We start from the raw sequence: 12,487 nt of genomic DNA, 5'->3' as shown, positions 1-12,487 counted from the left end.
TTTAAGGAAAGCCACACTAGCCCAATCCTTCGCAGACCCTGTGACCGAGCGAATTGAAGTAAGTTGCTGTCTTAATGCTACTACTTGATATTTTTTATTGGATCCGCAATTTATGAGCCGAACCCTAATGATTTCGGGCACTTGGCAGCGTTAAGTTACATATTAAAGGTAGACGCCAGCGAAAAGTCAGCATCGTAATAGGTAATAGCAATGTGCTATGATCGCTGTCAATCAATCGGCTCGTGACTAAATTTTCTAGAGAAATATAGTCAATTTATTGATTTATAAGACTATTTTATTATTCAGCAGGAAGCCACGCGATGCGACTCTCACGCCGCACACTCCTCGCCGGTGCAGCCCTGGGCGGGGCACTTATTCCGGCAGGTTACGAGGGGGCGCGCCGCGTGAAAAAGTGGTGGGCCGAGGGCGGTACGCCTAATGAAGCGCACGTTGAACTGGCCGATGTTCCCACCCAACGTCTGGCCGACCTGCTACGTGGCGTCTGGGTAGTAGAGGCCCCTGATGTGCCTGAGCTTGATGGCGCGACCTTGCTGTTAGACGTGGGAGAACGCGGCAGAGGGCTGCGCGGCTACCTCGATACTTACGACGTATTGGCCAGCGGCCAGACGCCCAGGTTTCAGGTGATAGGTGACTTGGTAGGGGCGACCGTTCAACAGGTGCGCTGGCGCCTGTTAGGCACGGCGTCGGCTTCAGCCAGCACGGGCTATTCGGTGCGCGTGGCCCTTACCGATGTGTGGGGTGGCGTCGGGGTGGCAGACAACGACCTCCTCAACGGCCAGGTCATAGCCCTTAGCCCAGAGGCGGGCCTGGTAGCGTCTGGCTTTACGGCGCGCAAGCTGGCCTTTCCAGAAGCCCGTGATCGAACCCCCTTGGCCCCGGCCTTCATGGACTGGCTTATCACGCCGCAGCACCGGCTGGCCCACCAGCTCTGGCACACGGTACGTGATAAATGGCACCTGATCGGGGATGACCGCCGTGAGGCGCTGCGCGGCCTGGGCTGGCAGCCGGGCCCACGAGGGCAGGAACGCGACTCACGCGGGCGCCACAAGGACCGCAACGGCTCGGGCATAGACTTCCTGTACATGCACCGGTACATGCTGGCTAAGGCCGCCAAACTGAATGCACCTGCGGCCTGGGCGTTTTTCCCATTGGCACGGCCGGCGGTTGAAACCGACCGGGTAGCGTTCCTGCGTTATTTCGAGAACCACGACGGCCGTTCCGTACCGCCCGCCTGGCTGGCGCCCGGGGACGAAAGCTACAGCCAGGGCATGGCAACGATCAAAAGCCGTGACACCTATGAGGGCAACTTTCAGGTGTGGGAGTCACGCTACCGCGACCCTGAATACCTGGCACGCTTGACCTTGGGTCAACTGGGGTCGGAGCTAGAGCTCAGCCTGCACGACTGGTTGCACATGTGCTGGGCCAGCGTGGCCCGCGAACCGCAGAGCGGCAAACCGGTGCCCATGGCGCGGCAGCCAGACGACTTCGATGCCGGCTGGTTCGAGGCGCACAATGACTTTTTAGGGGACCCGTTTTCCTCCCACGTACACCCGTTGTTCTGGGGCTTCCATGGCTGGATCGACGCCCGTGTCGAGGATTGGCATATCGCCCACAGCCTGTATCACCCAGGTGAGGTGCAGGCAGCCGAGCTGCGCGGGGTGCGCTGGTTCGGCAAAGGTGCATGGGTGGAACAGGACGACCCCTGGATGGGCCCCATCAGCCACGCTTGCGCCACCGGGCCTGGCATCTGGATGGGTACGGCCGTGGAAACCGATGTGGAACTGATGAAGCTGGCGCTGGACATCGCCGTGGAATCGCGCAGTGCCCTTGGCAATGCTCTCGACCGGGCCCAGGAGCGACCCTGGTATGCACGTAACCTGCCGGCGGCCCCCATGCAGCGAACATAACCTTGTACCAGTATCCAGTGATGATGCCCTAAAGGTGAGGTGCTCAGCGTGGGGATCGGAACCGCTTGCCCAGCATCAGCCACCCACGTGCCTGGTTTTTATTTTCGCACCCACTCAGGAGCAGCCAATGACCCCCGTTTCTTCTGGTGCCGTGCCGCCGAGGCCGTTACCCGTGTCAACCGCTCATGCGTCTTCGCCCGCCGACTTCCCTAGCACCAAGATCGGCACTAAAAGCGTCGACCAACTTATGCAAGGCGTGGCCAAACGGCTGAACCAAGACATGGAAGATACCTTCAATCAGCTGGACCAGGAGGGCATGGCTGCACGGCGCATTAGCGAGGAGAACGCTTGCATGATCGCCACGCTGCAGGCGGTCAATGGCGCGCTTAAGGACGCGCGTATTCATCTCTTGCCCCAGCAGGCCATACCCTTAGGTGTCGAGGAGCTGATCAAGCGCACCGCCGCGATGACGCTGGAAAATCTTGAACAACGTTATCAACAGCGCGGTGAGAGGGAACAGGGCACATCAGCGACGCCTAACTTTGACCCTGGCCGCATTGCGCTACACCTTGACGCGCTAGATCAGTTGCAAAATCGACTGAGCACCAACCAGTTTTCGCCGTTCGTGAACGTTCAGCGCCATCAACGCTGGCGGATGTGCCTGGACCCTTTCAAGGTTCGCTTCGTTGAGGCCCATGTGGTCGGCGCCCGTGATAATCCCCTGCTGCCGTTCATGTTCGACAGTACGCCGGGCTATTTGCACGGGGTTTTGAATGGCTGGCAAACCTCCATGACGAGCTTGAACTATCCCCTCAGTGCCCGATTGGTATGCGACCTGCACCGCGCCTGTTACCAGTCTAATGACGCGTATGAACAGCAGACGTTTAGCTCCCGATTTCCGCTCCACCAGGGTTCTAACATGAGCCTGGACGGCGCCAAACAGCTGCGAGCTTTCGCCAAGGAACTGCGCGAGGTGTTGCCGGAGTATGCGGTAGTGCAGTCTGAGAAGGCCTATCAAGCGTTCATCGAAGCGCGCAAGACCCAGCCTGACGCTCAGCCCGATGACAGCTTTACTGACCACGCACTGGTAGTGAACCCTGATGTCCACTTTTCCGTGATGCGCAAGCACATGGCGGTGTTGATCGATGAATATAACGCTCAGCGAAGCAAGACACCTAAGGCCTCCCCTCAACAGCGTCAGCTCCAGGCCATTGAGCTGTGTCAGAAGCTTGAACAACTGCACCCATTCCCCGACGCCAATGCGCGAACTTTCGCCATCTTGTTGCTCAACCACTTACTGGCACGGGAAAAGCTACCACTGACCATGCTGGACGATCCCAATATCCTCGATGGCTGGTCGACTGCGGAAGTCGCGCAGGCGCTGGAGGAAGGGCAGGCGCGCGCTGCCGGCTGGTCGGTAGGGGGCGCGGCCAAAGCGAAGGCCCCATCGTCGAAAAGCAATTTGAGCGCCTTGAGCAGTCTGAGTAAATATTTTAAGAAAAGGCCTTAAGATCATTGGCCAAACACTGTAGTTGGAACCGCCGAGGGGCTCGCAGCCACCCAACGATGTGTGCGCTTCTTGGCCTAACTTAAGACAATCGTTGATAGCTGCCTGATGGACGGGATGAGCCGCACGTTCGACCAAGCCCGCCATACCCCCGTTATTGGCAGTGCACATAACCACGTGATGTTGAGTGCGCTGCAAACCGTGCATCGAGCATTGCGCACCAAAGGCATCAGCCTGCCAGCGCATGCAGCGTTTCCGCCTGAGGTTGAAACGCTGGTGAAACATGCGCACGAGCAGGGGTTAGCGATGTTCAACCAGAGGTTCCCTTCCGAGGCGATCACGCCGCAGCCGATCGACCTGCGCCTTGAGGCTATCGAACAGTTACACCACTTTATTGATAGGTCAGCGTCACCCTTAGCGGACATTCTTCCCCAGCACCGTTGGCGGATGTGCGTGGACCCTAAGGTCATTGATGCCATTGAACGGCACATCAGTGACGCGCACGAAAACCCGCTATTGTGCTTCGCTTTTGACAAGGAACCGGCCTACCTGAGCGGCGTTCTTGAAGGGCTGGCGGTGTCGATGGAACACCTGGACACCCCCCTTAGTGCCGATTTCCTTGCGGACCTGCACGAAATATGTTGTGAGCACCATGCCTTTGAAACCAGCACGCGGTTTTCCAGTGGGTTCGAATTGGCACTTGGCAACAACATGACTGATGCCGGGCGGCATGAAGTGCTTGGTTTTATGCAAGAGTTAAGGCGAGAGCTGCCGGCCTATGGGCTGTTCGATAACGAGCAGCAATTCGCCTCGTTCAGGCGCGCATTCGAGCAACGCGCCTCGGGTACGCCCCTGCCGGTCCCGGTGGAGCCCACGGGCGATTCGATTCTGTTCAAGCATGCCTTCGTTACCCACGGCCGGTTACTGATGAAAGCAGACGACTACATCAAAGCGTATGAGCGAGCGATGTCAGCACGTCCCGATCAAAATGAAGACCAAAAGCTTGAGCACATCGTAGGTTTATGCCAGAAGCTGGAACGCCTGCATCCCTTTAAGGATGGGAACGCCCGTGCGATCTGCATCGTTTTTTTGAACCACTTGCTCGTCAGAAATGGCATGGGAGTCACCATGCTCCATGACCCTAATATCCTCGACGGCTGGTCACGCAGCGAGGTGATCAAGGAAATCAAGGACGGATGGGCGCGCGTGGAAGGCTATTCCCGCCCCCAGGGCCGCACGGTGCCGCGACAGTCAACACTTAGCCATAATGCAGTCTGATCCAGAACTGTAGGAAAATCTTGATCTTACGGAGAGGTGGCACAATAACATCGGCCATTTATAGCCAATGGCTTACACGACAGCGCAGCGTTTCGCTCTCGTGGTCTAGTTTTGAAGCCTGTAATCTATGTTCATCAACTGGAGCGAAGGAAGCGCTTCAGGATCATGGATGATCGGCCATGGCCTCGGAGGCCGGCAGCAGGACGCTGAATGGCATTGGAACAAAAACCCGCCTCGGCGGGTTTTTTGTTGCGCGCGTTTATTAAGCCAGGTGTGAAGGCCTACTCTTTTTTCATGAGCCCCGCCAGCGCGGCGAAGGGGTTGTGAGTGGCCTTGGCCACCGAAGGCGTACTCAGCGACCCGTCCGAGAAGTACTGCTGGTCGGTGTAACGGGAGTGCTCGTTGTCATGGCAGTACAGGCACAGTAGCTCCCAGTTGGAGCCATCCTGCGGATTGTTGTCATGGTTATGGTCCCGGTGATGCACCGTAAGCTCGCTCAAGCGCTTGCCAGCGAACTCACGGGCGCAGCGGCCACATACGTGAGGGTACATCTTGAGGGCTTTGTCACGGTAACCGCGTTCACGCTCGCGCTGGTTATCGGCAAGGATTTTATCGAGCTTGGACGTGTCGGTAGCCATGCTGCACCCGTGGTGTGTAAAGGTTGCATTTTATAGGGTCATCGCAGGTTGTGCCATGGGAGCGATACTGGGGTGGCTGCGCCTTACTTTGTGGCCGTTGAGGTGTGCGCTAGGCGAGGTGCTTCTCCCAAGGGGCTCATAGATCACCAGTCGCCTTGAGCACATAGGTCGGTAAGGTTATTGTTACCACCTGGCCTATGGCCGTGGACAGCGAAGAGGGCACTGTGGGTATACGGATAGTGCTGGTTGAGGATGACGAGCTTCTGCGATCAGTCTTGGCGAGCGTAATTAACGACCTGGGCGCGACGTGCGTAGCGTTCGGTAATGCTGACGATGCCTTGATGTATTTGCTCAAGGCAACGAAACCTACCGCCCTGGCGATCCTCGACCAAAATACGCCTGGCCAGCTTACCGGGGCCGAACTGGCAGGCATGATCAAGCAACGCTGGCCTGCGCTTGAAACAGTATTAATGAGCGGCCATCGCGCTGATGATATTCAACACGTGCCCGCCGATGTCCACTTTATTCAAAAGCCGGTGCAGGGCGCTGAGGTAGCGGCATTTGTTACCCGCGCCCTGGCCCGAAGCGCCGATGCCCAACGCTAACGCTTGAAGCGCACCTGGATGGTACTGGTTTTAGCTGAGCGGTCTACCGTGACGGCCTGAGCGCCATAGCCTGAATAACTCCTGACCAGCCTCATGCCCAAGCCCGTGCCACTGGGCTTGGGGTAGGTAATCGGGAAGCCATCTCCTTCGTCGGTCACGGTGATCAAGGCGTGATCGCCGGCGTCTTCTATCGTTACGTCGATGGTGCCTTTGCCGTATTTAAGTGAATTGGTCACCAACTCCGAAATCACCAGCCCCAGAGGCGCCAGCCGTTCAACCGGTACTTTCAGGCCCTCTGCCGCCAATCTAATGCGCCGCTCACCGAAGGCATTGCTGATATCCCCCAGCAACCCTTCCAGGTAGGCAGGTGCGTTGCCGCCGTCTGTATCGGTGCTTTGGTACAAGCGCTCATGAACGGTAGAAATCGTCAGCACCCGATTGGCCGCAGTCTGGAGCTGCAACTTCACCGCGTCTTCTACTGCCACGTTGGCTTGTAGCAACAGCAGGGTATTGACCAGGTGCAGGCTGTTTCTAACCCGATGGTGAATCTCCTCGATGCGCAGGTCGCTTTCGATGATCTTGCCGTTCTGCGCTTCGATCAATGAGGCCAACTGCGCCTCATGGGTGCGACGTTCAGTGATATCCCGTGAGATGGCGATGATTTTCTCGACGGTGCCCGACGCGCTGTAGACAGGAGCGGTGGTCACGTCCCACCACATCGGCTCACCGGTCGGGGCAGGGCAGAAGGCTTCGAAACGCACGAATTCACCCTTGCTTACACGGGCGAGGGCGTCGTCAATCGTGGGGGTAGCGTTCTTGGGCCACAGCGCTGACCACTTCGTGCCCAGTACGCCGTGCACGTCGCGGATGTGCATCTGGCACAGGCCGGCCTCATTAAGAAACTCTACCTCGCCCGCGAGGGAGAGAATCTGCACGCAGTCTGGGCTAGCGTTGAGGATGGTCTCTGAGTACAGGAACGGTTTTTGCGCTTCGGTATCCGCCGCCACGCGCTCTACGGCCATGGAAATGACATTGGCTATGCCTTCCATGAACACAAGGTCACTTTCGGCAAAGTGCTCGTCGTTGCCGCTGTCCGCCTCCAGCACGCCGAAGGTCTCGGAGGTGCCACGGATAGGCACGTTGATCGCGCGTTTAATACCGTACTTCTTAAGCAACGAGGGCGTTCGGAATCGGTTCTCCTCCCCTAGGTGGTTGGAAATTACCGGGCGATTGGTTTGGAAGGCATAGCCCGCGGGGCTCGCGTCATCAGCGCCTACAGTCGCGGTGCCAATGTCAGTCGAGTCCCACCCCACCCCATATGCCAGCCTGAAACAGCGCTCGTCTATCTTAGGCTTCAGCACCTTGGCGTAACGCGTGCCCATCCCATGGGCCACGGTGGCGCAGGCTTGCGTGAGCAGCTCATCGATGCTGGAAGCCTTGAGGGATTTGACCCCAAAATCAACCACCATCTCATGCTGCTTGCGCAACCGGGCATGGGACATTTGAAGAGCTGCGCGGACAGTCTCCTCAGGCGACATGTTAGACATAGAACAATCCGGGTAGCGTTGACTAAAGGCGGGAATGAGAGGGAGGGCTTCACGCTCAGGCCCAAGCCGAAAACGCGGCTAATTTACACACATGCTGCATTAATAAACAGACGCGGGCTCTGCTATACGTCGGCGGGGATGCCGCACACGCGCTATCGAGCCACGGGCCTGGCCCCGTTAAACTAGCCGCTTACCTTTGGAGATTACCTACTATGTTCAAACGACTCATCAGGGCCGCAGTTTTTTTTACAGCACTGGGTACCGCAAGCGCCGCCTTGGCCCACGCCCACCTCGTGACCCAGGTCCCGGCTGCTGATAGCAGTGTTCAGGCCCCGCAGGCCCTGCGACTGAGTTTTTCCGAAGGCGTGGAGCCTGCGTTTTCCACCGTGACCCTCACTCGCGACGGCTCAGCGGTCGCGGTTCAGGCAGTCGCGGTGGAACCAGCCGACCACAAGCAATTGATCGTCACTCCCCAGCAACCCCTGGTGGCAGGGCACTATGACGTGAAATGGCATGCGGTGTCAGTCGATACTCACCAGAGCGACGGCCATTACACCTTCGAGATCACTCGTTAAAAGGGGGGTGACGGACAGGTGAAACGCAGTTATCTGAGTGTATTGGTGTGTGCCCTGAGCCTGTGCCTGGCAGGCCTGGCCCAGGCCGCGCAGTCGCCGGAAGCAGTCTTCAAAACGAGCTGTGGCATTTGCCATGACGGGCAGTTGGACGCCGCGCCCAGCAAGGGCGATGCCGCCGCCTGGCAGCCTCGGCTAACCAAAGGTAATGACGTGCTGCTGGAGAATGTGCGCAACGGCTACAGCGTGATGCCACCCAAAGGCATGTGCATGACCTGCACCGACGACGACCTCAGGGCCGTGATCGAGTGGATGTCCCATTAGCCGGAGTACGTTTCAGTGAGCCATTGCCCCATGGTCATGGGGCGCGCCTTCGGCGTCCAGAGGTTGGACCGGCGCGTTTACCTGAAGCGTTTGCCGCACGCCCTTGGCGGTTTCCACCGTGAGCGTCAGCGCCACGGTACCGCCAGCGTTCACCGGGCCGGTCAGGCCCATCAGCATTACGTGGTAACCGCTCGGGCTGAAGGCAACGGGCTGGTGAGCGGGCAGCGCAACGGCCGCTAAGGGCCCCATGCGCATTACATCGCCCGTCGTTTGCATTTTGTGAATCTGCGCCTCGTGGGCAATGGGGGCCTGGACCGAGAGCAAGCGGGCATCTTCGTCAGCCGTGAGGGTCATGAAGGCGCCGGTGGCGGGCTGCCCTGGCACGGCGGCACGCACCCAGGCATCGGTCACGGTGGTATCGGCCATGGCGGGCCCAGCCAGGCAGGCAAACCATCCGAGGGCGGCGAACAGGGGGCGCTTCATTAACAGATCTCCATGAGGGTGAGCAGGTCGTCCGCACACTCGCGCGCAGTGAGCGAGTGTGACAAGCCAAGGCGCAGGTTGCCTCGGGCGTCGTACACGAAACAGGTGGAGGTATGAGAAATGGTGTAGGTATCGCCTGCCGGTACCTTTTCGTAGAACACCTTGAACTCCTTGGCGGCCGCAGCGATTTCGGCTGGGCTGCCGGTCAGCGCCTCGAAGGAGGGGTGGAAGGTTTTCACGTATTTATCCAGCACCTCGGGGGTGTCCCGCTCGGGGTCCAGCGTGATGAACACCACCTGCAAGGTATCGCCATCACGGCCCATCAGGCGCTTGGCCTGCGCGGCCCTGGCCAGGGTCGTGGGGCACACCGCCGGGCACTGGGTGAAACCGAAGAACACCATGGGCATCCGCCCCCAGTAGCTGGAGACGGTCGTGGGGTTGCCCTGGGTGTCCTTGAGCTTGAATGTGCGCCCGATAGGCTCGTTGCTGAGGTTTTTGCCGTACTTGAATTGCAGGCTGCTGCCCGCGTCACAGCCTGCCAGCGCGCCCAGCGCGAGGACACCGCTGCCGGCCAGTAGTTGACGCCGTGTGAGGTCGAACATGGTGAGGTCTTCATCGGTGGTTCAGCATGGCGCGGCTGACGCGCCTGGGGCGAGCAGTGCAAGGTGCCCGCGCCAGGACGGCTAGCGTGGGCTGCTCGAAACGTGGGGCGGAATCTAACATTCCTGAAGGGGGCTGCCTACCGTGGCATCCTGTCTCAGGGGCGTAGAGCGGGGCGCTGTACTGGCAGCCAAGCCTTGCCCCTGTGGGTTATTTTCCCGCTGGCGCCGCGGGTTGTTTCATTGCCCTGACCAGGGTATCCACGTTGTAACGAAACATATCGGCGTAGGTGGCCGCCGGCCCACCTTCAGGGCTGAGTGATTCCACGTACAGCTCACCTCCAGGCTGCGCACCGCTGGCCATGGCGATCTGCTTGACCAGGCGCGGGTCGGTGGAGTTTTCGAAGAAGTACGCACTGACGTGCTCACCCCGGATCTGCCGGATCAGCGTTGCAACATCGGCGGCCGAGGCCTCGTTCTCGGTGGAGAACCCCAGTGGCGCCAGGAAGGTGACCCCATACGCGTCACCAAAATAGCCGAACGCGTCATGGGAGGTGAGCACCTTGCGCTGCGCCGTCGGCACTGCCTGCACCTGGGCGCGAGCGTAATCATCCAGCGCCTGGAGTCGGGCGAGGTAGGCATGGGCATTGCGGTCATACGCCAGGGAGTGGGCGGGGTCTGCCTTATCCAGGGCGGCGTTGATGTTGCGAACATACTGCAATGCATTGCTGGCGCTGTTCCAGGCATGAGGGTCGAGGACACGCTCGCCGTCCTCGTCCATGCCTCGCACCTTCACGCCATTGGACAGTACAACAGGAGCGCCAGGGTACCCGGAGGCCTTGATCAAACGGTCCATCCAGCCTTCCAGATGCAGGCCGCTGACGAAGGCGATGTCGGCCTGTTGCAAGGCTTGGGCATCTGCAGGGGAGGGTTCGTATACGTGAGGGTCGCCATTGGGGCCGATCAGCGACCTGACCTGAACATGTTCACCCCCCACGTTACGAACCATGTCTGCGATCACCGTAAAGGTGGCCACGGCTTGAAGCGGGGCAGCGAAGGCCAGCGCCGGCGCAGTTGCAAAGGTCAGTGTCGCCAGGGCGGTCATCCGTGATCGGAGGCTCATAAGGCTATCAACTCGCATAGTGAGGTTTAGACAAGGCACGGCGGACCAGGCCGGTACGCCCGAACAGTAAGGACACCGCGCAAAAGGCGCCTGCGCACAGCACGATGGCCGGGCCAGAGGCGACGCTCAGGTGGTAAGACAACATCAACCCCAGGTACCCCGACACGCTGGCGATGAGGGTAGCGGTGAACATCAAGCCTGAAAGGCTCTGCGCCCAGAAACGCGCCGCCGTGGCTGGAAGCATCATCATGCCCACCGCCATGAGCGTGCCCAGCGCCTGGAACCCAGACACCAGGTTGAGCACCACCATCAGCAAAAACAGCACGTGGTACAGCGAGCCTTTACCGCCTACCGCACGCAGAAAGGCAGGGTCAAAACACTCCATTACCAGCGGCCGGTAGATCACCGCCAGTAGCACCAAGGTGAGGGATGCAATGGCCGCCACCAGGCTGATAGACGCAGCGTCGATTGCCAGGATGCTGCCGAACAGCACGTGCAGCAGGTCTACGCTGGAGCCATGGGCCGACACGATCATCACCCCAGCCGCCAGAGACGTCAGGTAGAAGCTGGCAAAGCTTGCGTCTTCGCGCAGCGCCGTGAACCGGCTGACCAGCCCTGCCAGTAGGGCAACCGTCAAGCCCGCCACCAGCCCGCCAACGCCCATGGCCGGCAGCGATAGCCCGCCTAGCAAAAACCCCACCGCCGCGCCAGGGAGCACCGCATGGCTCATGGCATCACCGACCAGGCTCATGCGCCTTAGCATCAGCAGCACCCCCACCGGGCCCGAGCCTACGCCCAGGGCCAGACAGGCCACCAGCGCGCGGCGCATGAAGCCAAACGCCACGAAGGGCTCAAACGCCACGGCATAGAGGGTCATGAGAAGGCCTCGACCTGACCAGCACGCTGGCACAGGTGAGTGTCCTGGCTCCAGCCCTGCGCCATGATCCGCGCGCGCTGCAGGTTGTCCGGGCGCAGCACCTGCGCGGTGTCGCCCCAGCCGATGAGGGTCCGCGCCATCAGCAGGGTGGTGGGGAAATGCAGACGAACCTGCTCAAGGTCATGCAACACCGCGATCACGGTGCGCCCCTGCTGGTGCCAGCCAGCCACCAGGTGCAGCATGTCTTCAGTGGTTTGGGCGTCGATGGCGGTAAAGGGTTCGTCCAGCACAATAACGGGCGCGTCCTGAAGCAACAGCCGTGCGAACAACACCCGTTGTAGCTGGCCGGACGACAGCGAGCCCACGCTACGGTCGTCAAAGCCTTGCAAACCGACCACGCACAGGCAGTGAGTGACCTGAGCGCGGAGTGCGGCACTCAACCGCCCCAGCCCACCGATGCGGCCCCAGGCACCCATGGCCACCGTATCCTTTACGCTCAACGGGAAGCTGCGATCAAGCTCGGCCGCCTGAGGCAAATAGCCAATGCTGCGCCTGTTCAAAGCTCCCAACTCCACACGGCCTTGTGCCGGGCGAATGAACCCCATCAGCGCTTTCAACAGGGTGGACTTGCCCGCCCCGTTGGGACCAACCACTGCCGTCAGGCTCCCGGCCGTGAAACGGCCGTCAAGGTGGTGCACGGCGGCGTGGCGATCGTATGCGACGGTCAAGTTCGACAGCACGATGTCTGCGCTCATGAGATAGCGACCGCCCAGTACACCGCGCCCCACAAAGGCACCAGGATAAGCAGGGCCAGCAGCACACGCTGCCCGGCTGAAGCTGCGAACAGGGAGCCAGGGTCGGGCCTTGGGTGGGTCATGACGGGGTCTCAGATAAGCAGGTGATAAAGCCTAACACGGATACGTTATATAGTAACATTACGTTTTGTTCACGCTTGTGGAGCGGGGCGCAACTGCCCCGGATAGATCAGTGAGGTTGCGCAGTCCAG

The 12,487-nt window shown here is 59.9% G+C and carries 14 protein-coding genes; 6 read left to right on the top strand and 8 right to left on the bottom strand.

The features are described from left to right. Positions 1–320 precede the first annotated feature (320 nt). From pvdP to AC4LE2_RS10440, 3 genes are all read left to right on the top strand, one after another. Positions 321–1,928 carry a pyoverdine maturation tyrosinase PvdP gene (pvdP, locus tag AC4LE2_RS10450; RefSeq protein WP_491825694.1) on the top strand — a complete coding sequence of 536 codons (1,608 nt, stop codon included), beginning with the start codon at positions 321–323 and terminating at the stop codon, positions 1,926–1,928. A gap of 127 nt (positions 1,929–2,055) precedes the next feature. Continuing rightward, on the top strand, positions 2,056–3,438 hold the full coding sequence (locus tag AC4LE2_RS10445) for a Fic family protein (protein WP_491825692.1): 1,383 nt from the start codon (positions 2,056–2,058) through the stop codon (positions 3,436–3,438). 114 nt (positions 3,439–3,552) lie between these two features. After that, the gene (locus AC4LE2_RS10440) at positions 3,553–4,713 is read left to right on the top strand and encodes a Fic family protein (RefSeq protein ID WP_491825691.1); all 1,161 of its coding nucleotides are present in this window, start codon (positions 3,553–3,555) and stop codon (positions 4,711–4,713) included. Positions 4,714–4,994: 281 nt separating this feature from the next. On the opposite strand, the gene AC4LE2_RS10435 is transcribed toward AC4LE2_RS10440, so the two are convergent. After that, a complete protein-coding gene (locus tag AC4LE2_RS10435; RefSeq protein WP_491825690.1) occupies positions 4,995–5,351 on the bottom strand; it encodes a YajD family HNH nuclease in 357 nt (118 codons plus the stop codon). A gap of 203 nt (positions 5,352–5,554) precedes the next feature. Here AC4LE2_RS10435 and AC4LE2_RS10430 point away from each other — a divergent pair, with 203 nt between their 5' ends. Next, on the top strand, positions 5,555–5,956 hold the full coding sequence (locus AC4LE2_RS10430; protein ID WP_491825689.1) for a response regulator: 402 nt from the start codon (positions 5,555–5,557) through the stop codon (positions 5,954–5,956). Here AC4LE2_RS10430 and AC4LE2_RS10425 read toward each other — a convergent pair. After that, entirely contained in the window at positions 5,953–7,503 is a 1,551-nt protein-coding gene (locus AC4LE2_RS10425; RefSeq protein WP_491825688.1) for a histidine kinase dimerization/phosphoacceptor domain -containing protein, read from the bottom strand. The two genes, AC4LE2_RS10430 and AC4LE2_RS10425, sit on opposite strands and share 4 nt — an antisense overlap. 212 nt (positions 7,504–7,715) lie before the next feature. Here AC4LE2_RS10425 and copC point away from each other — a divergent pair, with 212 nt between their 5' ends. Both copC and AC4LE2_RS10415 read left to right on the top strand, forming a co-directional pair. Next, the gene (gene copC, locus AC4LE2_RS10420; RefSeq protein WP_491825687.1) at positions 7,716–8,078 is read left to right on the top strand and encodes a copper homeostasis periplasmic binding protein CopC; all 363 of its coding nucleotides are present in this window, start codon (positions 7,716–7,718) and stop codon (positions 8,076–8,078) included. Positions 8,079–8,096: 18 nt separating this feature from the next. After that, entirely contained in the window at positions 8,097–8,399 is a 303-nt protein-coding gene (locus AC4LE2_RS10415) for a c-type cytochrome (RefSeq protein ID WP_491825686.1), read from the top strand. Positions 8,400–8,411: 12 nt separating this feature from the next. On the opposite strand, the gene AC4LE2_RS10410 is transcribed toward AC4LE2_RS10415, so the two are convergent. From AC4LE2_RS10410 to AC4LE2_RS10385, 6 genes are all read right to left on the bottom strand, one after another. Beyond that, positions 8,412–8,882 carry a copper chaperone PCu(A)C gene (locus AC4LE2_RS10410; protein WP_491825685.1) on the bottom strand — a complete coding sequence of 157 codons (471 nt, stop codon included), beginning with the start codon at positions 8,880–8,882 and terminating at the stop codon, positions 8,412–8,414. After that, positions 8,882–9,484, bottom strand: a complete 603-nt coding sequence (locus AC4LE2_RS10405) for an SCO family protein (protein WP_491825684.1) — start codon at positions 9,482–9,484, stop codon at positions 8,882–8,884. The genes AC4LE2_RS10410 and AC4LE2_RS10405 overlap by 1 nt, the downstream gene beginning before the upstream one ends. A gap of 208 nt (positions 9,485–9,692) precedes the next feature. Beyond that, the gene (locus AC4LE2_RS10400) at positions 9,693–10,604 is read right to left on the bottom strand and encodes a metal ABC transporter substrate-binding protein (RefSeq protein ID WP_491825683.1); all 912 of its coding nucleotides are present in this window, start codon (positions 10,602–10,604) and stop codon (positions 9,693–9,695) included. Positions 10,605–10,611: 7 nt separating this feature from the next. Next, a complete protein-coding gene (locus tag AC4LE2_RS10395) occupies positions 10,612–11,481 on the bottom strand; it encodes a metal ABC transporter permease (RefSeq protein WP_491825681.1) in 870 nt (289 codons plus the stop codon). Continuing rightward, entirely contained in the window at positions 11,478–12,236 is a 759-nt protein-coding gene (locus AC4LE2_RS10390; RefSeq protein ID WP_491825680.1) for a metal ABC transporter ATP-binding protein, read from the bottom strand. Before AC4LE2_RS10390 ends, AC4LE2_RS10395 begins: the two co-directional genes overlap by 4 nt. Next, on the bottom strand, positions 12,233–12,358 hold the full coding sequence (locus AC4LE2_RS10385; RefSeq protein ID WP_491825679.1) for a hypothetical protein: 126 nt from the start codon (positions 12,356–12,358) through the stop codon (positions 12,233–12,235). Before AC4LE2_RS10385 ends, AC4LE2_RS10390 begins: the two co-directional genes overlap by 4 nt. Positions 12,359–12,487: the final 129 nt, after the last annotated feature.

The organism is Pseudomonas sp. 9.3L (assembly GCF_058536285.1).
This window is presented reverse-complemented; position numbering and strand designations above follow the sequence as displayed.

Excerpts from the sequence above, each read along its gene's own strand:
- AC4LE2_RS10405 (WP_491825684.1), bottom strand. The coding sequence starts at position 9,484 with ATGTTCGACCTCACACGGCGTCAACTACTGGCCGGCAGCGGTGTCCTC.
- AC4LE2_RS10425 (WP_491825688.1), bottom strand. The coding sequence starts at position 7,503 with ATGTCTAACATGTCGCCTGAGGAGACTGTCCGCGCAGCTCTTCAAATG.
- AC4LE2_RS10400 (WP_491825683.1), bottom strand. The coding sequence starts at position 10,604 with ATGAGCCTCCGATCACGGATGACCGCCCTGGCGACACTGACCTTTGCA.
- AC4LE2_RS10385 (WP_491825679.1), bottom strand. The coding sequence starts at position 12,358 with ATGACCCACCCAAGGCCCGACCCTGGCTCCCTGTTCGCAGCTTCAGCC.
- AC4LE2_RS10390 (WP_491825680.1), bottom strand. The coding sequence starts at position 12,236 with ATGAGCGCAGACATCGTGCTGTCGAACTTGACCGTCGCATACGATCGC.
- copC (WP_491825687.1), top strand. The coding sequence starts at position 7,716 with ATGTTCAAACGACTCATCAGGGCCGCAGTTTTTTTTACAGCACTGGGT.
- AC4LE2_RS10435 (WP_491825690.1), bottom strand. The coding sequence starts at position 5,351 with ATGGCTACCGACACGTCCAAGCTCGATAAAATCCTTGCCGATAACCAG.
- AC4LE2_RS10445 (WP_491825692.1), top strand. The coding sequence starts at position 2,056 with ATGACCCCCGTTTCTTCTGGTGCCGTGCCGCCGAGGCCGTTACCCGTG.
- AC4LE2_RS10395 (WP_491825681.1), bottom strand. The coding sequence starts at position 11,481 with ATGACCCTCTATGCCGTGGCGTTTGAGCCCTTCGTGGCGTTTGGCTTC.
- AC4LE2_RS10440 (WP_491825691.1), top strand. The coding sequence starts at position 3,553 with ATGAGCCGCACGTTCGACCAAGCCCGCCATACCCCCGTTATTGGCAGT.
- AC4LE2_RS10410 (WP_491825685.1), bottom strand. The coding sequence starts at position 8,882 with ATGAAGCGCCCCCTGTTCGCCGCCCTCGGATGGTTTGCCTGCCTGGCT.
- pvdP (WP_491825694.1), top strand. The coding sequence starts at position 321 with ATGCGACTCTCACGCCGCACACTCCTCGCCGGTGCAGCCCTGGGCGGG.